The 16,573-nt window shown below is 74.0% G+C and carries 17 protein-coding genes; 12 read left to right on the top strand and 5 right to left on the bottom strand.

Translation table 11 applies throughout. The annotated features are described in order from the left end of the window. Window positions 1-25: 25 nt before the first annotated feature. A complete protein-coding gene (locus tag AB0C12_RS35760) occupies window positions 26-517 on the top strand; it encodes a hypothetical protein (protein WP_360554663.1) in 492 nt (163 codons plus the stop codon). Here AB0C12_RS35760 and AB0C12_RS35755 read toward each other — a convergent pair. Next, the gene (locus AB0C12_RS35755) at window positions 510-2,939 is read right to left on the bottom strand and encodes a glycoside hydrolase family 3 C-terminal domain-containing protein (RefSeq protein ID WP_360554661.1); all 2,430 of its coding nucleotides are present in this window, start codon (window positions 2,937-2,939) and stop codon (window positions 510-512) included. The two genes, AB0C12_RS35760 and AB0C12_RS35755, sit on opposite strands and share 8 nt — an antisense overlap. 93 nt (window positions 2,940-3,032) lie before the next feature. Here AB0C12_RS35755 and AB0C12_RS35750 point away from each other — a divergent pair, with 93 nt between their 5' ends. Then, window positions 3,033-4,034, top strand: a complete 1,002-nt coding sequence (locus tag AB0C12_RS35750; protein WP_360554659.1) for a LacI family DNA-binding transcriptional regulator — start codon at window positions 3,033-3,035, stop codon at window positions 4,032-4,034. Window positions 4,035-4,385: 351 nt separating this feature from the next. On the opposite strand, the gene AB0C12_RS35745 is transcribed toward AB0C12_RS35750, so the two are convergent. Then, window positions 4,386-5,369 carry an asparaginase gene (locus AB0C12_RS35745; RefSeq protein WP_360554657.1) on the bottom strand — a complete coding sequence of 328 codons (984 nt, stop codon included), beginning with the start codon at window positions 5,367-5,369 and terminating at the stop codon, window positions 4,386-4,388. Between the two features lie 114 nt (window positions 5,370-5,483). Between AB0C12_RS35745 and AB0C12_RS35740 the strand changes: the two genes are divergently transcribed. Beyond that, window positions 5,484-5,948: a hypothetical protein gene (locus AB0C12_RS35740; RefSeq protein WP_360554656.1), complete on the top strand. Its 465-nt coding sequence runs from the start codon at window positions 5,484-5,486 to the stop codon at window positions 5,946-5,948. 53 nt (window positions 5,949-6,001) lie between these two features. On the opposite strand, the gene AB0C12_RS35735 is transcribed toward AB0C12_RS35740, so the two are convergent. After that, window positions 6,002-6,565 carry a hypothetical protein gene (locus AB0C12_RS35735; protein WP_360554655.1) on the bottom strand — a complete coding sequence of 188 codons (564 nt, stop codon included), beginning with the start codon at window positions 6,563-6,565 and terminating at the stop codon, window positions 6,002-6,004. Between the two features lie 167 nt (window positions 6,566-6,732). Between AB0C12_RS35735 and AB0C12_RS35730 the strand changes: the two genes are divergently transcribed. The 9 genes from AB0C12_RS35730 to AB0C12_RS35690 all read left to right on the top strand — a co-directional run bounded on the left by AB0C12_RS35730 (window position 6,733) and on the right by AB0C12_RS35690 (window position 15,067). Then, complete coding sequence (locus AB0C12_RS35730; protein WP_360554654.1) at window positions 6,733-8,013, top strand: efflux RND transporter periplasmic adaptor subunit; 1,281 nt, start codon at window positions 6,733-6,735, stop codon at window positions 8,011-8,013. Window positions 8,014-8,084: 71 nt separating this feature from the next. Further along, window positions 8,085-8,837: a response regulator transcription factor gene (locus AB0C12_RS35725; RefSeq protein ID WP_360554653.1), complete on the top strand. Its 753-nt coding sequence runs from the start codon at window positions 8,085-8,087 to the stop codon at window positions 8,835-8,837. A gap of 7 nt (window positions 8,838-8,844) precedes the next feature. Then, window positions 8,845-10,374, top strand: a complete 1,530-nt coding sequence (locus AB0C12_RS35720; RefSeq protein WP_360554652.1) for a HAMP domain-containing sensor histidine kinase — start codon at window positions 8,845-8,847, stop codon at window positions 10,372-10,374. Window positions 10,375-10,443: 69 nt separating this feature from the next. Then, complete coding sequence (locus AB0C12_RS35715) at window positions 10,444-11,634, top strand: HlyD family efflux transporter periplasmic adaptor subunit (RefSeq protein ID WP_360554651.1); 1,191 nt, start codon at window positions 10,444-10,446, stop codon at window positions 11,632-11,634. Next, window positions 11,631-12,368, top strand: a complete 738-nt coding sequence (locus AB0C12_RS35710; protein WP_360554649.1) for an ABC transporter ATP-binding protein — start codon at window positions 11,631-11,633, stop codon at window positions 12,366-12,368. Before AB0C12_RS35715 ends, AB0C12_RS35710 begins: the two co-directional genes overlap by 4 nt. 73 nt (window positions 12,369-12,441) lie before the next feature. Beyond that, a complete protein-coding gene (locus AB0C12_RS35705; protein WP_360554648.1) occupies window positions 12,442-13,638 on the top strand; it encodes an ABC transporter permease in 1,197 nt (398 codons plus the stop codon). 7 nt (window positions 13,639-13,645) lie between these two features. After that, on the top strand, window positions 13,646-14,188 hold the full coding sequence (locus AB0C12_RS35700; RefSeq protein ID WP_360554647.1) for a hypothetical protein: 543 nt from the start codon (window positions 13,646-13,648) through the stop codon (window positions 14,186-14,188). A 31-nt stretch (window positions 14,189-14,219) separates the two neighbouring features. Further along, window positions 14,220-14,651, top strand: coding sequence for an AraC family transcriptional regulator (locus AB0C12_RS35695; RefSeq protein WP_360554646.1), 432 nt, complete (start codon window positions 14,220-14,222; stop codon window positions 14,649-14,651). Between the two features lie 5 nt (window positions 14,652-14,656). After that, the gene (locus AB0C12_RS35690; RefSeq protein WP_360554644.1) at window positions 14,657-15,067 is read left to right on the top strand and encodes a VOC family protein; all 411 of its coding nucleotides are present in this window, start codon (window positions 14,657-14,659) and stop codon (window positions 15,065-15,067) included. Window positions 15,068-15,213: 146 nt separating this feature from the next. On the opposite strand, the gene AB0C12_RS35685 is transcribed toward AB0C12_RS35690, so the two are convergent. Together AB0C12_RS35685 and AB0C12_RS35680 are read right to left on the bottom strand one after the other, a co-directional pair. Continuing rightward, a complete protein-coding gene (locus tag AB0C12_RS35685; RefSeq protein WP_360554642.1) occupies window positions 15,214-15,720 on the bottom strand; it encodes a hypothetical protein in 507 nt (168 codons plus the stop codon). Further along, window positions 15,717-16,502: a thioesterase family protein gene (locus AB0C12_RS35680; RefSeq protein WP_360554640.1), complete on the bottom strand. Its 786-nt coding sequence runs from the start codon at window positions 16,500-16,502 to the stop codon at window positions 15,717-15,719. Before AB0C12_RS35680 ends, AB0C12_RS35685 begins: the two co-directional genes overlap by 4 nt. Window positions 16,503-16,573 lie beyond the last annotated feature (71 nt).

The raw sequence follows: 16,573 nt of genomic DNA, 5'->3' as shown, positions 1-16,573 counted from the left end.
CCCATGGAAAGCTCACACTCCAGGGGTGACCATGCGACGGACGGGTTGGGCGGCGCTCAGCGCCACGAGTCTCCTGCTGGCGACGGCTGGATGCACGTCCGACAGCAGCGCGGCCACCGCACCGACGGCATCGCCCATCCCGGGGCCGTGCCGGTCCGAGATCACCCGTGACGCGCTGCCGGTCTGGGCCCGGGCCGGGTTCAGCGACGACGGTTCCGGCGTACCGCATGTCTTCAGTGAGCACGGCGACCTGCTCGCCGTGCTCTTCCGGTACCCGCCCGCCTCCTCCGCCGATCCGCAGGACGGCACGAAGATCCTCTGGGTGTCCCGGCTCCCGCAGGAGCCGATGCAGCCGCTGGTCATCGAGGCGACCCTCGACGGCACGACCACCACCCTGACCCGCGAGGTCCCCGGCGGCCCCGGCCCTTCCTCGATCCAGCTGCCCACCGCCGGCTGCTGGCGGCTGGCTCTGAGCTGGTCCGGGCATCAGGACCGGATGATGCTGCAGTTCAGCTGACCGGCAGTTCGACGGTGGCCCGGATGTCGCCGAGACCCCGCGCGATCAGCAGTTCGCCGCCGGGGCCGACCGAGTCCCACGCTGCGGCCGCGGTGTCCCACCGGCGCCACATCCGGGCGTCCGGCGTGATCGTCACCCGGGTCGAGCCGCCCGCGGGGACGTCGACGCCCTGCCAGCCGACCAGGCGCACCGGCTCGTCGGGGCCGGCCGGCTGGAAGTAGACCTGCACGACCTCGCGGCTGTCCCGGGCGCCCGTGTTGGTCACCGTCACCGTCACGGCCGGGGCTTCGCCGGAGATCAGCCGCGCGTCCGCGTACTCCCAGGTGCTGTAGCCCAGACCGTGACCCAGCCAGAACGCCGGAGCCGCCGGTGCCCGGCCGGCGTAGTGGCCGCGGTAGCCGATGAACCGGCCCTCGGCGTACTCCAGCTTGCCGTCGACCGGGGTGACCGACCACGCGGGTGACGTGCCGTCGGCGGCCGGGAACGTGGTGACGAGCCGGCCCGCCGGCTCGATCTCGCCGAGCAGCGCCGCCGCGATCGCGTGGCCGCCCTCCTGGCCGGGCAGGCCCGCCCAGAGCACGGCGTCGACCCGCGACAACCACGGCATGATCACCGGCGTCGCCGCGTTCACCACCACGACGGTACGGCGGGCAGCCCCGGCCACCGCCTCGATCAGAGCGTCCTGCGCGCCCGGCAGCTGCAGGGTGCTCTTGTCGACCGCCTCGGTCTCCTGCTCCTCGGTGAGGCCGACCACGACCACCGCCACGTCGGCGCCGGCGGCGGCCCGGACCGCGTCGTCGATCACGTCCACGGTCTCCCGGGAGGCCCGGTGGCCGATGAGCCCGAACAGGCCCGCCCCGGCGAACTGGTCGCCGTTGAGCAGGGTGACGGTCGCCTCCAGCAGCTCGCCCTCGCCGACCTCGTAGAGCCGGGTGTGCCACGGCGGCGTGAGCACCTCCTCGCCGAAGCCCTGGCCGGAGACGCGCAGCTGCGGACGCGATTCGGTGTGGCCCACCCGGATCCACCAGTCGCCGACGCCGAGCACGCCGAGCTCGACCCGGCCGGCCCGGGTGATCCGGCCGTGCAGGACCACGGTGGCGACGGTGCCGGTGAAGTCGTCGTCCATGCCGACCATCGTGGTGGCGTTGGCCGCGTGCCGTTGCTCCAGTTCGTTGCCGTCCGCGTCGAGCAGCGTGACCCGGATGCCGGGCTCGCCGGTGAGCGGGTCGACCAGGAAGCCGCCGCGGGCCGGCACCGGCTTGGTGCGGACCTCGACGCCGTCGACGACTGTGACGCGGTCGCCGAGCCGGGTGCTCAGGCCCTCGGCCACGCTCACCTGGTACGGCGGGTTGACCTGGGCCGAGCCGCCACCCATGTCGATGGTCTCGACAGCGTGCCGGCCGATCAGGGCCACGGTCTGCGCCGGCGCCAGCGGCAGGACGGCGTTGTCGTTGCTGAGCACGGTGATGCCCCGCGCGGCGAGCCGGGTCAGCTGCTCCTTGCGGACAGCGCTGTCCGGCGCGGGCAGGCCGGCCGGGTAGTCCCGCGGCGTGCCCAGGGCGCCCACCCGCTCGGCGAGCAGCAGCAGCCGGCCCAGGTGGTCGTCGATCACCGCCTCGTCGACCTCACCGGCGCGGACGGCGGCCACCAGCGCGTCGCCCCACGGGCCGCGCGGGCCGGGCATCACCAGGTCGAGGCCGCCGTTGGCCGCGGGGCCGGCGCTGCGGGTGGCGAACCAGTCGGACATGATCAGGCCGCGGTAGGCCCACTCGCCCTTGAGGATCTCGTTGTTGACGTGGACCTGCTCGGTGGCGGCCCGGCCGTTGACGTCGTTGTAGGCCGCCATCATCGACCAGGCGTCCGCGTCGGTGACGGCGATCTCGAACGGCAGCAGGTACAGCTCGCGCAGCGTCGCCTCGTCCACGACGCTGTCGACGGTGTTGCGGTCGGTCTCGCTCTCGTTGGCCACCAGGTGCTTGAGGGTGGCGCCGACGCCGAGCGCCTGCATGCCGCGCACGTACGCGGCCGCCAGCCGGCCGGTCAGCAGCGGATCCTCGGAGTACGCCTCGAAGAGCCGGCCGCCCAGCGGGGAGCGGTGCAGGTTGATGGTCGGGCCGAGCACCACGTGGATCTGCTGGGCCAGTGCCTCCTCGGCGAGCAGTCGCCCGGTCTCCTCCAGCGCGCCCTCGTCCCAGGAGGACGCCAGCAGGGTGGCGTTCGGGAACAGCGCGACGATCCGGCCGCCGGTGAACTTCAGCCCGCGTACCCCGGTGGGCCCGTCGGAGAGCCGCACCTCGCTCAGGCCGATGGCCGGCTCGGCGGCCAGGGTGAACGAGGTGGCGCCGGTGAGCAGCGCGACCTTGGCCGGCAGTTCCAGGGACTCGAGGAGCGCGGCGTGCTCGGACACGGGTGCTGTGGTCATGGAAGCCTCTTCGCCAGGGGGAGCTGACACGTGTAACTTGCTCGTGTCGGTAACGTAAACGGCAGCGGCCGCGCACGGCAAGAGGTGTCCGTCATGACAGACAGCACGATCCGCCGGGTGACCAGCGCCGACGTCGCGAAGCTGGCCGGGGTCTCCCGGGCCACCGTCAGCTACGTGCTCAACGACACCCCGCACCAGACCATCTCGGCGGCCACCCGCGGCCGGGTCATCGACGCGGCGACCAGCCTCGGATACGCGCCCTCGGCGGCCGCGCGGGCCCTGCGCACCGGCCGTTCCGACGTGGTGCTGTGTCTGCTGCCGGACTGGCCGATCGGCCCCGAGGTCGGCACGCTGCTCGGCAACCTCTCCACCGAACTGGCCCGCAGCGGCATGACCTTCGTGGCGCACCCGGGCAGCCAGGCGGACCGGCCCATCGCGGACCTGTGGAAGGCGATCACCCCGGCCGCGGTGCTGGCGTTCACCGACTTCTCCCCGGCCGAGATCGACGCCATGCGCGCGGCCGGGGTCGCGCTGGTCGTGGGCCTGCTCGGCCGCAGCACCTCCCCGCGCCGCGAGCTGGAGGTGCCCCAGCAGCGCGTCGGCCGCCTGCAGGCGGAACACCTGGTCACGGCCGGGCACACCAGGATCGGGTACGCGTACCCGGACGACGACCGGGTGCGCATCTTCGCCGAGCCCCGCCTCGAAGGCGCGAGGCTGACCTGCGCCGCCCGCGACGTGACCGGGCCGGCGGTCCGCGTCGTGCCCCTGGACGCCGAGGCGGCGGAACCGGCCGTGCGGGCCTGGCACGACGAGGGCGTGACGGCGGTGTGCGCCTACAACGACGACGTGGCGATGGCGGTGCTGGCCGGGATGCGCCGGCTGGGCCTGCACGCCCCGGCGGACCTGGCGATCATCGGTGTCGACGACATCCCGGCGGCGCGGCTGGCCGTACCGGCGCTGACCACGGTGACCACCGACCAGGCGGCGGTGGCCGCCCACCTGGCCACGACGGTGCTGGCGGCGATCAACGGCCGCCCGATCCCGCCGTCCGAGCTGTCCGGGATCGTCCAGGTCGTCCAGCGCGAGTCCGCCTGACCGGCCGCCTGCCGGAACCGGCCCGCCCCGGCCGGGCCGCGTATCGGCCGGGCCGCGTCTTGGCCCGGGTCTTGCACCGGGCTGGGGATCTTGGTTTGGTTCACTGTGCGGCCGGGCCGGGCCGGGTCTTCTTGGTCCGGGCTCGGGTCTTGGTTCGGTTCGCACTGCGGCCGGGCCGGGTCTTGGTCCGGGCCCGAAGTCCTGGTTTGGTTCGCTGCGCGGCCAGGCCGCGTCTTGGTCCGGGCCGGGGTCTTGGTTCGGTTCGCTGCGCGGCCGGGCCGCGCCTTGGTCCGGGTCCTGGACTGGGCCGCGTCACGCTCGGGCCGCGGTCACAAGCCGGCGCCGGACCGCTCAGGCTGCCGAGCCCGCGGCCTCGACGAAGGCAGCCGCGACGCGCTCCCGGTCGCCGCCCCCGGCGAGGACGGCGAGCAGCAGGATCCGGGCCTTGGCCGGATCGAGGAAGCCGGCCGGGATCAGCGCCCGCCCGATCAGGTCCCGCTCGGACCCGGGATAACTGTAGGTGCCGGTCAGCACCGGCCCGGCCGACGTCCGCGACGCCAGCACCACCGGCATCCGCCCGGCCAGCTCCGCGAGCGGCTCCGCCCACCAGTCCGGCAGGTGCCCGGCCCCCAGCGCCGCCACCACCAGCCCGTCGGCTGCGAGATCCCGGTCCGGCGCGTCGGCGCCCAGGGCCGCGACGATCAGCGGTACGCGGGGCAGCACGTCCCCGTCCGGCCGGGCCAGCACCACCCGGCGCCCGGCCGGGGCGAAGAACCGCGCCCGGCCCTCGACGACCTGTCCCACCGGCCCGCCCGTCGCCGACACGAAGGCCGCCACGCTGGTCGTGTGCGTCTTGCGGACCCGCGCCGCCGCGTGGATGTCGTCCGCGAACGTCACCAGCACACCCCGCCCGCGCGCCTGCGGGTCGGCCGCGACCGTCAGGGCCGCCAGCAGGTTCGCCGGCCCGTCCGCCCCGGCCACCAGCGCCGGGCGCATCGCCCCGGTCACCACCACCGGTTCCGGCCGGTCGTGCAGCAGATCCAGCAGGTACGCGCACTCCTCGAGCGTGTCCGTGCCCTGCGTGACCACCACGCCGTCCGCCCCGCCCGCCAGCAGGTCGCCGATGCGCCGCGACAGCGCCACGATGTCCGCCGGGCGCAGGGAGGCGCTGGGTACGTTCGCGACGTCGACGAGCGCCAGGTCGAGTCCCAGCGCGGCCGCTCCGGGCACCGCCGAGACCAGCTCGCCGGCGCTGAGAGCCGGTGCGGCCCCGCCATCGGGCGCCGCTGTCATCGCGATCGTCCCGCCCAGCCCGCACACCACGATCTTCGTCACGGCCGCCACCCTACGCACTGACAACAGACGCACAGGCTGGGCACATGGCCGGCCCAGGCGGACAGCGTTGGGTGGTAGGCAGCACGCGAAGAGCGAGACCTGGGGGTCATTGAGATGCTGGTGCAGCTGAACCGGAACCAGACCAACCGTACGTTCACCCCGAACTCCACCGCGGTGCCGGTGCCCGATCTGAACTCGCTGCGGCGCAGTCCGGTCGTCGCCGTTCTCGGGCAGCGGAGCCGGGTCGCCGCGTTGCGGGCGCACCTGCCGGCCGGGTGGGTGCTGCGCTATCCCGGCAGCCTGGACGGGGTGCGGCCCGGTGAGATCGTGTTGTTCAGCGGGGCCGGCGAGGCCGATGTACTGGCCGCGCGGGCGTTGCTGCCGGTGCGTACCCGGGTTGTCGCGCTGGTCGACGAGGACGCCCCGGCCGCGCTGGTCGCCGCCGTGCTGACCGCCGGCGCGGACGTCTGCGTCCGCGGCGGGCTGGCGGCCATCCTGGCCAGTCACCTGGTCGCCTGTCGCCGCCGGCAGCTCGCCGAGCGGTGGGGCGACCTGCGGGATTCCTCGCCGGCCCACTGAGCCCGGACCGGCGCCGCACGGGGCGACGCCGGTCCGATCGTGGGGACCCGCGATCAGTTCGGGGGAGCGGCGCTCGCGGTGGGGGCCAGGGCCCGGCAGGCCTCGACCGCCTTCCGGACGGCCGGGTCGTTCGTGGCCGGTGCGCCCTGACCCAGGGTGACGCCGTTGTCCTGCAGGCAGTTGCGGTAGGCCGCGCTCATCCCGTTGCCCCGGCCGTTGCCGCCCGGCCGGCCGCTCGGCAGGACCGAGGCGCACGCCTGCCGTGCATTTTCCCACGTCGCGTCGTCGACTCCCGCGGGCTTGCCGAAGCCCCCACCGGGGAAGCCCCCGCCACCGGGGCGGGCGCTGCCGGAGGGTCGCGGCAGGCCGGACGGACCGCCCGAGGGACGGACCCGGGGGCCGCCGGAGGGCATGGTGATCGTGACGCCGTTCTCGGCCAGGCACTCGGTGTACGCGGCGAAGGCGGTGTTGCGCCCGCCGCCGTCCTGGTTGTCACCTCCGGTGGCCGGGGTGCCGTCCGATCCGCCGCCGCACGCGGCCACGGAGAACAGCAGCGCCGCGGATGCGACGACCAGCCCGGCGATGCCTCGGGGGGACGTGATTCTGAGCTGCGGCACGGTCTCTCTCCTCGTTCAAGCGGACACGACGGTCCAGACAAGACCGCTGACCTCGCCGCAACCTCCGGCCGTCCTCGGAATCAGCTATGAGAGTGCGGCCCGGCTCCGAGGCAACTCCGAGGTGGGACCGAGCCGGCGGCGAGGAGCTGCGGCAACACTTCCCGACCATGGGTAACGGCCTGACCGCCTGGCGCGGAGTGAACCGGCGGTGGGCGTGGCTGGTGGCCGGGGCCGTGGTGGCCCTGCTGCTCGCCGCCGGAGTGAACCGCGCGTTGACCGCGGGCGCGGACGAGCGGCCGGCCACCGTGAGCACGGTGCAGGTGGACCGGGGCGCGGTGACGACCGAGGTGGCCACGACCGGCACTGTCGAGCCGGCGCAGACCCGCAGCCTCTCGTTCGCGGCCGACGGCACCGTGGAGAGTGTCAAGGTCCGGGCGGGCACGGTCGTCACGGCCGGGCAGGAGCTCGCCTCGATCGACGACACCGACGCCGCTGAGGCTGTCGACTCCGCGCAGGACACGCTCGCCGACGCACAGGACGCCCTGCCCGACGCCAAGGAGAGCGCCACAGCGAGCCCGGACTCCTGCGGGGTCCTGCCGGCGGCGTATGCCGTTCCGCCGACCACCACGAGCAGCCCGGCGCCGGCCACGACGAACACACCGTCCCCGACCCGTACCGGAGCACCGACCCGGACCGCCACGCCGTCCCGGACCGCCACTCCCGCCCGGACCACCCCGCCGAGCCGCACCACCGCGCCGGCCCGGCCGGGCGGCGCCGCGACGACCTGCGCCCAGGGCGGCGGCGCGAACTCAAGCGGCCGGAGTTCCGGGGGCCGGAATTCCGGGGGAGACCCCGTGCTCAGCGCCCGGCAGCGGGTCAACCAGGCCGAGGTGGCGTTGCGGACCGCCGAGGACCGGCTCGCCGGCACCACCATCACCGCGCCGATCGCCGGGCGGATCCTGTCGGTCGCCGGCCAGGTCGGCAGTCAGGTCAGCGGGGGCGGCGCCTTCCTCACCCTGGCCGACGTCTTCGACATGCAGATCAGCGCCGACTTCCCGGAGGCCGACGCGGACCGGCTGGCGGTGGCCCAGAAGGCCACCGCGACCCTGGCCGGCCGGGCCGGCCAGGACTTCGGCGCGACGGTGGTGCAGGTCGACCCGGTCGGCACCGACGACGGCACGATGGTCCGCTACGGCGTGCTGCTCTCGTTCACCGACGCCCCCGAGGACCTGCTGGTCGGGCAGAGCGCCGCGGTCCGGGTCACCACCGGTTCGGCCGATGAGGTGCTGCGGCTGCCGAGCACCGCCGTGCACGACATCGCCGGTGACACCGGCACGGTGCTGCGCGCGGGACAGCGGGTCACGGTCGGGGTGGGGCTGCGCGGCGACCGGTACACCGAGATCACCTCGGGCCTCGCCGAGGGCGCCGCGGTGGCCCGCAGCTGGTGAGCGCCGCGCGGCCCAGCTCCCTCCTAGCGGATTCATACGCAATTCAAAGGAAGCGCTGATACTTCTTTGCGGTGCATTCCGACAACCGCGGTTCCGTGGCCCTCAGCGATCCGCCGGCCGCCCGGGCGACCCGGGTCCTGGTCGTCGACGACGAGCCCAACATCTCCGCGCTGCTCTCCGCCACGCTGCGGCTGGTCGCCTTCGACGTGCGGGTCGCCGAGTCCGGGCACGGCGCGCTGGTCGCCGTCGAGGACTTCGAGCCGGACCTGGTGGTGCTCGACGTGATGCTGCCCGACCTGGACGGCTTCGACGTGGCCCGGCGGCTGCGCGCCTCCGGGCGGGCCACCCCGGTGCTGTTCCTGACCGCTCGCGACGCGGTCGAGGACCGGGTGGCCGGGCTCACCGCGGGGGCCGACGACTACGTGACCAAGCCGTTCAGCCTGGAGGAGGTGGTGCTGCGGATCCGGGCGATCCTGCGGCGCAGCCGGCCCGAGCTGGTGCCGGGCGACGCCGGGGTGCTGCGCTACGCCGACCTGGAGCTCGACGAGGACGCCCACGAGGTGCGCCGGGCCGGCCGGCTCGTGGACCTCTCGCCGACCGAGTTCAACCTGCTGAAGTACCTGCTGATCAACGCGGGCCGGGTGGTCAGCAAGGCGCAGATCCTGGACCGGGTCTGGAAGTACGACTTCGGCGGCGACGGACGCATCGTCGAGTCCTACGTGTACTACCTGCGCCGCAAGATCGACAAGACCGATCCGCCGCTGATCCACACCGTCCGCGGCGTCGGGTACGCGCTGCGCCTGCCCCGCGGCGGCGAGGAGTGAGCAGGCCATGAGGGCGGGGCTCCGCTGGCGTCCGCGGCGGTGGGGCCACTGGACCCTGCGCTCCCGGCTCGTGCTGGTCGTCGGCGCGCTGGCCGCGATCGCCCTGATCGTGGCCAACCTGGCCGGCCTGGTGCTGATCCGCGGCTACCTGCAGGACCGCATCGACGAGCAGCTGGTCGCCATGTCCCGCCCGTTCGCCGGGTCGCAGCGCCAGGCCCTGCCACCGCCGACCGGCGCCACGCCCCGCAACCGGCAACTGCGCTTCGGCGCCGACTCGGTGGTCTACGTCTACACGCCGGCCGGCTCGCTCGACCCGGACCGCAGTTCCGTCGCCGAGGCGCAACGGCCCGCGGTGGCGTCGCCGGCCGAGGTGCTGGCCCACGCCCGGACCGGGCGGCCGTACACGGTCGCGGCCTCGGACGGCAGCGCGGACTGGCGGCTGCTCGCGGTAATCGTCGCCGACACGGGCGGGGTGGCGGTCATCGGATCGTCGCTGGTCGAGGTGGAGCAGACCGGCGACCGGCTGCTGCTGATCGACGCCGGGGTCACCGTGCTGGTCCTGGTGCTGCTCGGCGCCGGGGCGGCGTTCGTGGTGCGGCTCGGGCTGCGGCCGCTGACCGAGATGCAACGCCTGGCCACCGACATCTCCGCGGGTAACCTCTCCGGCCGGGTGGCCGACACCGATCCGCACACCGAGCCGGGCCGGCTCGGCGGGGCGCTCAACCTGATGCTGGCCCGCATCGAGGCCGAGGTCTCCGCCCGTACGGCCTCCGAGCAGCGGCTGCGGCAGTTCGTCGCGGACGCCTCGCACGAGCTGCGGACCCCGCTGACCTCCATCCGGGGCTTCGCCGAGCTCTACCGGCGCGGCGGCGCCCCGCCCGGACCGCAGCTCGACGAGACCATGAGCCGGATCGAGGGCGAGGCCGGCCGGATGGGTGTCCTGGTCGAGGACCTGCTGATGCTGGCCCGGCTCGACCTCGAACGGCCGCCGGTGCTGCGCCCGGTGGACCTGCTGGAGATCGCCGCCGACACGATCAGGGACGCGTACGCGCGGATGCCGGACCGCCCGGTGCGCCTGGCCGCCCTCGACGACGACTCCGACACGTTCGTGCCGCCGACGGTGCTGGGTGACGAGCACGGGCTGCGCCAGGTGGCCACCAACCTGGTCGCCAACGCGTTGCAGCACACCACGGCCGGGGCCCGCGTCACCGTACGGGTGGGACGCGTCGCCGGGCACCGGCCGGCGCCCGGGGCCGTGCACGCGGGGACGGTCGTCACCGGCGTACCGCTGGCGGTTCTGGAGGTCGGCGACGACGGCCCGGGGGTGCCCGCCGAGCACGCCCCGCGGGTGTTCGAACGGCTCTACCGGGCCGATTCCAGCCGCAGCCGGGGCCGGGGCGGCGGTTCCGGGCTGGGCCTGTCCATCGTCGCGGCGATCGTGCGCGGTCACGGCGGCTGGGTCGAGCTCGACCCGCCCCGGGGTCGCGGGGCCACGTTCCGGGTGCTGCTGCCGACCTCGGATGCCCACGCGGGCTGACGCGGGTTCCGAGGTGGCTCCCAGCCAACCCCGAAGCTCCTCCGAGCAGGTGTCGCCACAGTGTCCGTCATGCCTGTGCCCCGTCTGGGTTCCCTGCGCCGTCCCGCGGTGGCGGTCAACGCCGCCCTGGTTCTCGCGCTCGTCGCCGGTGCCTTCTGGGCGTACGAGACCGTGTCCGGTCCGGACACCGGCAACGCGGCCGCCGCATCCGTGCGGTCCGTACCCGTCCAGCAGGGCACCGTCACCGCCACCGTGACCGCCGACGGCTCCCTGGAGAGCGCCAGCTCGGCCGGCGCGAGCTTCACCACCGGCGGCACCGTCACGTCGATCTCGGTCCGGGTCGGTGACAAGGTGACCAAGGGCCAGGTGCTGGCCAAGGTCGATCCGGCCGCCGCCCGGCGGACCCTGGCGGCCGCCGAGGCCGACCTGGACGCGGCCCGGGATGCGCTGGACCGCGCCGAGGACGCCGGCTCCGACACCTCGTCGGCGCGGAACGAGGTCACCCAGGCCGAGCTGGCCGTGGCCGAGGCCGAGGCGGCGGTGGCCGGGACGACCCTCAAGGCGCCGATGGCCGGCACCGTGGTCGCGGTCAACGGGACGCTCGGCAGCTCGTCGTCGGGCTCTTCCTCCTCGTCGTCCGGGGCCGGCACGCCCGGCGACGGCTCGTCCTCCTCCTCGGCCACCTCGTCGAACAGCGGCTTCATGGACATCGCCGATCTGGGCAAGCTTCAGGTCACCGCCGCCTTCGCCGAGGCCGACGCGACCAAGTTGAAGGAGAAGCAGGCGGCCACCGTCACCTGGAACGCGCTCAGCGGCACCCGGCAGAGCGCCGAGGTGGTCGCCGTCGACCCGCAGGCCACCACGTCCGACAACGTCGTCACGTACGGCGTCACGCTGAGCCTCGACAAGGTCCCCACCGGCGCCAAACCGGGCCAGACGGTCTCCGTCTCGGTGGTCACCGGTGAGGTCAGCGACGCCGTCTACGTCAACGCGGCCGCGGTGATCACGGTGGGCAACCGGCACACCGTCACCGTGCTGGCCGACGGCGTCCAGGAGGTCCGCGCGGTGGAGATCGGCCTCGAAGGTGACCAGGCCACTCAGATCACCTCCGGGCTGACCCCGGGAGAGCAGGTCGTGATCACCACGAGCAGCACGACGACCGGCGGGACCACCGGCGGCTTCCCGGGCGGCGGCTTCCCGGGCGGCGGTCCGCCGGGCGGCGGCTTCCCCGGCGGCGGTACGGGCCGGGGCACCCGATGAGCCGGCCGGTCCTCGACGTCTCCGACCTGACCAAGATCTACGGTACGGGTGAAGCCACCGTGCACGCCCTGCGCGGCGTCTCGATGCTGGTGGAACGCGGCGACTACGTGGCCGTCATGGGCTCGTCCGGCTCCGGCAAGTCCACCCTGATGAACATCCTGGGGGCGCTGGACGGGCCCAGCGCCGGCACGTACCGGCTGGACGGGGTCGACGTCAGCCGGCTCGCCGACCGGCAGCTGGCCCTGGCCCGGAACCGCCTCATCGGCTTCGTCTTCCAGGCGTTCAACCTCATCCCGCGGACCTCGGCGGTGGCCAACGTCGAGCTGCCCCTGGCGTACGCCGGGGTCCGGCCGCGGCAGCGCCGGGAGCGCGCGATGGCCGCCCTCGAGACCGTCGGGCTCGCCGACCGGGCCCGGCACGAGCCCAACCAGCTCTCCGGCGGCCAGCAGCAGCGCGTCGCGGTGGCCCGGGCACTGGTCACCGAGCCGGCCCTGCTGCTGGCCGACGAGCCGACCGGCAACCTGGACACCCGCTCCACCGCCGACGTGCTGGAGGTCTTCGACCGGCTCAGCGCGGCCAGCCGGACCATCGTGCTGATCACCCACGAGCCCGAGGTCGGCGACCGGGCCAAGCGGCTGGTGCGCCTGGTGGACGGCCGGATCGTCACCGACGTACGCCAGTCACCGCTGGACCGGATCCCGGTCGGCGCCCGGCCGGGACGGCACAGCCGATGAGCGAGCTTGCGAGCGAATCATCAACTCTGCGTCCGACGAATGTCATCGCCGGAGCGCCAGCGGAGGCGATGGCATGAGCTTCTTCGAGGTCGTCCGGTTCGCCCTGCGCGGGCTGTCGGCGAACAAGCTGCGCTCGGCGCTGACCATGCTGGGCATCCTGATCGGGGTCGCGGCGGTGATCCTGCTCGTGGCGGTCGGCAACGGCTCCGCGCAGGCGATCAACCAGCGGATCGAGGCGCTGGGCACCAACACCGTCACGGTGATGAGCGCCGGCCGGGGTGGCGCCACCAGCACGGCGCTGACCACCACCATCGCCGACGCGCTGATCGACCCGACGCTGGCCCCGGACGTCGCCTCGGTCTCGCCGGTGGTCAGCGCCGCCGCGACGCTGACCCACGAGGGCACCGACCACGACGTCAGCCAGTTCGTCGGCACCACGCCGAGCTGGTTCGCGTCCTCCAACACACCGGTCGGCACCGGCGCCGGCTTCACCGCCGACGACGAGGCCCAGGGCCGTCGGGTGGTGGTGCTGGGCCGGACCGCGGCCGAGGAGCTCTTCCCCGGCACCGACCCGCTGGACAAGCAGGTCACCGTCGGCGGCGCGCTGTTCACGGTGGTGGGCGTGCTGGCCGAGAAGAGCTCGACCGGTTTCCAGGACGCCAACGACACCGCGATCGCCCCGCTGTCCGCGGTGCGCCAGGTGCTCACCGGGTACGGCGCCCTGACCTCGATCCTGGTGCAGGCGCGCAGCCCGGACCGGGTGGACGCCGTGCAGTCGCAGGTGGCCACGATCCTGAACCAGCGGCTCGACGTCCCCGCCGGGGCCACCACGCCGTACCGGATCCAGAACGCCTCGCAGCTGCTCGCCACCCAGACCGAGACGGCCGACACCTTCACGACTCTGCTCGGCGCCGTCGCCGCGATCAGCCTGCTGGTCGGCGGGATCGGCATCACCAACATCATGCTGGTCACCGTCACGGAGCGGACCCGTGAGATCGGCATCCGCAAGGCTCTGGGCGCACCCCGCCGGGTGATCCTGACCCAGTTCCTGATCGAGGCGACCCTGTTGAGCGTGCTGGGCGGTGCGCTCGGCGTCGCCGCCGCGCTGATCGGCAGCAGCTTCTCCATCGTCGGCGTGAAACCGGTGATCGTGCCCAGTTCGGTCGGGCTCGCGCTGGGCGTGTCCATCGCGATCGGGTTGTTCTTCGGCGGCCTGCCCGCCGGCCGCGCGGCCCGGCTGCGCCCCATCGACGCGTTGCGCTACGAGTGAGGACCCCGTGACCCCTTCTTCCGACGACACCGCCGTCCTGTCCGCCGTCCCGGCCGTCCCCGAGCCGTTCGACGACCGTGACGACGGCCTGGCCAGTGCCCTCGCCAAGGCCGCCCCGCGGCGCTGGTGGAATCGCGGCACGCTGGTGCTGGGTGCGTTCGCGCTGCTGCTGGGCGGCTTCCTCGGCGGCCTGGAGGTGCAGAAGCACTACGGCACCGGCACCGCCACCGCGCCGACGGGCCGCGGCGGCGCCCGGACCGGCGGTTTCCCCGGCGGAGCCTTCGGCGGCGGTGCCGCCCCGACCGCGGCCGCGCCGGCCGGCGCGGGACCGACCACCGGCAAGGTCAAGCTGGTCAACGGCACCACCGTCTACGTCGAGAAGGCGGACGGCGAGGTGGTGACCGTACGGACCGGCGCCGGCACGACGGTGCAGAGCGCCACCAAGGGCAAGCTCAAGGATCTCAAGGCCGGTGACACGGTCAGCGTCCAGGGCACGGCCGACACCGAAGGCACCGTCACCGCGACGACCGTCACGGAGAGCAAGGGCTGACCCGGCCGGTGATCCGTGGTGTCATGGCCTGGTGAGCCGCGCTGTCGAGCAGAGCAACCGCCGGATGCTGCGGGCCCGCGACGCCATGGACCGCGCGTACGCGCAGCCGCTGGACGTCGCCGCCCTGGCCCGGATCGCGCATGTGTCGCCGGCGCACTTCACCCGCACGTTCCGGGCCACCTTCGGTGAGACGCCGCACAGGTACCTGCAGCGACGCCGGGTCGAGCGGGCGATGTTCCTGCTGCGCGAGACCGGCGAGAGCGTGACCGACATCTGCTTCCGGGTCGGCTTCGGCAGCCTGGGCACGTTCAGCCGCACCTTCCGCGACATCGTCGGCCGGTCGCCGCGCGACTACCGCCGGCAGGTCACGGCGACCGGCGTGCCCACCTGCTTCACCAAGGTGTGGACCCGGCCGAGTGAGCAGTTTCGGAGAAGTCCCGCACCGGTCGGGCCGCTAGCGTGAAACCTATGTTCACCGCGATCACCCATTCCCAGATCTACGTCCTGGACCAGGACGAGGCCCTCGGCTTCTACGTCGGCCGGCTCGGCCTGGAGGTCAGCTCCGACGTCGACCTCGGCTTCATGCGCTGGCTCACCGTGCAGGTCCCGGGCCGCCCGGAACGCCAGATCCTGCTGGAGAAGCCGGGCGGCCCCTCGATGTCCTCCGAGACCGCCCACCAGGTCCGCGAGCTGCTGAGCAAGGGTGCCGCCGGCGGCCACCTGATCTTCAGCACCGATGACTGCCGCAAGACCTACGAGACCCTCAAGGGCCTGGGCGTCGAGTTCACCGACGAGCCCACCGAGCGCCCGTACGGCATCGACTGCGGCCTGCGCGACCCCTTCGGCAACGCGATCCGGTTCACCCAGCCGTTGTCCTGACCGACCGGCGTGCGGCCGCGGGCGCCACGACGGAGCTGAGCGCGGACGCGCTCAGTGCCGAGGCCGGCGCCGGATCGAAGGGTGAGCCCTCCGCACGCTCCGGGCCGCCGCCCGCGCGAAGTCCAGCCGGGACAGTCGTCACACGGCTACCAGGGCCAGTCGGCGACCAGGTCCTCGGCGCGTTCGCCGGACCGGACCACGAACACCTCGTCGGCCGAGTCGTCGTAGACGAGCTGGGCCCCGGCGACCGGCGTGAGCGCGCACATCGCGGCCAGGACCGCCGTGCCGTCCGGCTTCCGGAACGACAGGGAACGGACCGCCGCGTCCAGCGGGAGCGGCCGGTCACGGTCGGCGTGGTCCTCGGCCCGGAGGCTGACCTCGCCCAGGTCGCGTCCGTCGGTGCGGGGACAGGCCGACGGGTCAGGACACTCCTCGAGCTGCTCGGCGGCTCCCGTGGCGTCGACGATGAACCACGGCGTCCCGTGGCACCCCGCCGTCCGGAACGCGCGGAGGACATCGCCGACGGACGGCAACGGGCGCGGCGGCGGCGCTTGATCGGGCACGCCGCGGCTGAAGCTCGTGGACTTCGCCCAGTCCGCCATCCCGTCCTCGGCGAGATCGTGCAGCGGCACGGCGTACAGGGACCAGCTCACCGCCGCGGCGCCGGGCGGACCGTCAGGATCTGCTCCGCGCGGCCGACCGGCCCGTCCAGGTCGTGCAGCGTGGTCGTGGTCAGGCCGTGTCCCCGCGGCCCGAACACCACCGACGTGTCCAGGCCGACCCAGCGCCCGCGGGGCTGCCGGTGCAGGTGGATCGTCAGGTCCAGGTTGGGGAAGAGCCATTCCTTGGGGGACTCGCGGATCGCGATCCCGTTGGCCGTGTCCACCAGGGCCAGGTAGCTCGCCAGGTCGCTGACCGGCTCACCGGCCACCAGGTCCAGCCCGGTGGAGATCCAGGCCGTCGTCCGGCCCGGCCGCACCGGGCCGATCGGGCGTACGTCCAGCGTGGTGATGAACTCGCCGGGCCACGCGTCGGACATCGGCCACCGTGGCACCGACTCCGGGCCGGGCAGCGCCGCGACCTCGCCGCCGGCCACCCCGGCCGTGTCCGGCTCGGCCAGGCGCCAGACCCGGGCCCGTACGGCGGGCCGGCCCCGGGCGATCACGACGGCTTCCAGGAGCTCGATGGTGCGTCCCGGCCGTACCGTCTCGACGTGGATCTCGAAGTCCTCCAGCTTGAGCACGCCGAGGATGTCCATGCTGACCCGGGCGACCACCAGGCCGTCGGCGCCGCGGGCGGCGGTGAACTGCTCGACCGCGTGCACGATCAGGCCGGTCATCGGGCTGATGTGCTGCTCGTCGACGGCCCAGGCGCCGCCGGTCGCGGCGGTGGGCCGGAACCGTCCGACGCCGGCCCGCTCGAAGTAGCTGATCATTGCCTGACCCTACGGGCCGTTCCCGGCGTGGATCCGGCCGCCCGGGGACCCGCGGCCGGGAAGAACCGGGG

This window comes from Actinoplanes sp. NPDC048967 (genome assembly GCF_040649415.1).
Classification (GTDB): Bacteria; Actinomycetota; Actinomycetes; order Mycobacteriales; family Micromonosporaceae; genus Actinoplanes.
This window is presented reverse-complemented; position numbering and strand designations above follow the sequence as displayed.

Excerpts from the sequence above, each read along its gene's own strand:
- AB0C12_RS35755 (WP_360554661.1), bottom strand. The coding sequence starts at position 2,939 with ATGACCACAGCACCCGTGTCCGAGCACGCCGCGCTCCTCGAGTCCCTG.
- AB0C12_RS35750 (WP_360554659.1), top strand. The coding sequence starts at position 3,033 with ATGACAGACAGCACGATCCGCCGGGTGACCAGCGCCGACGTCGCGAAG.
- AB0C12_RS35740 (WP_360554656.1), top strand. The coding sequence starts at position 5,484 with ATGCTGGTGCAGCTGAACCGGAACCAGACCAACCGTACGTTCACCCCG.
- AB0C12_RS35730 (WP_360554654.1), top strand. The coding sequence starts at position 6,733 with ATGGGTAACGGCCTGACCGCCTGGCGCGGAGTGAACCGGCGGTGGGCG.
- AB0C12_RS35720 (WP_360554652.1), top strand. The coding sequence starts at position 8,845 with ATGAGGGCGGGGCTCCGCTGGCGTCCGCGGCGGTGGGGCCACTGGACC.
- AB0C12_RS35715 (WP_360554651.1), top strand. The coding sequence starts at position 10,444 with ATGCCTGTGCCCCGTCTGGGTTCCCTGCGCCGTCCCGCGGTGGCGGTC.
- AB0C12_RS35710 (WP_360554649.1), top strand. The coding sequence starts at position 11,631 with ATGAGCCGGCCGGTCCTCGACGTCTCCGACCTGACCAAGATCTACGGT.
- AB0C12_RS35705 (WP_360554648.1), top strand. The coding sequence starts at position 12,442 with ATGAGCTTCTTCGAGGTCGTCCGGTTCGCCCTGCGCGGGCTGTCGGCG.
- AB0C12_RS35690 (WP_360554644.1), top strand. The coding sequence starts at position 14,657 with ATGTTCACCGCGATCACCCATTCCCAGATCTACGTCCTGGACCAGGAC.
- AB0C12_RS35680 (WP_360554640.1), bottom strand. The coding sequence starts at position 16,502 with ATGATCAGCTACTTCGAGCGGGCCGGCGTCGGACGGTTCCGGCCCACC.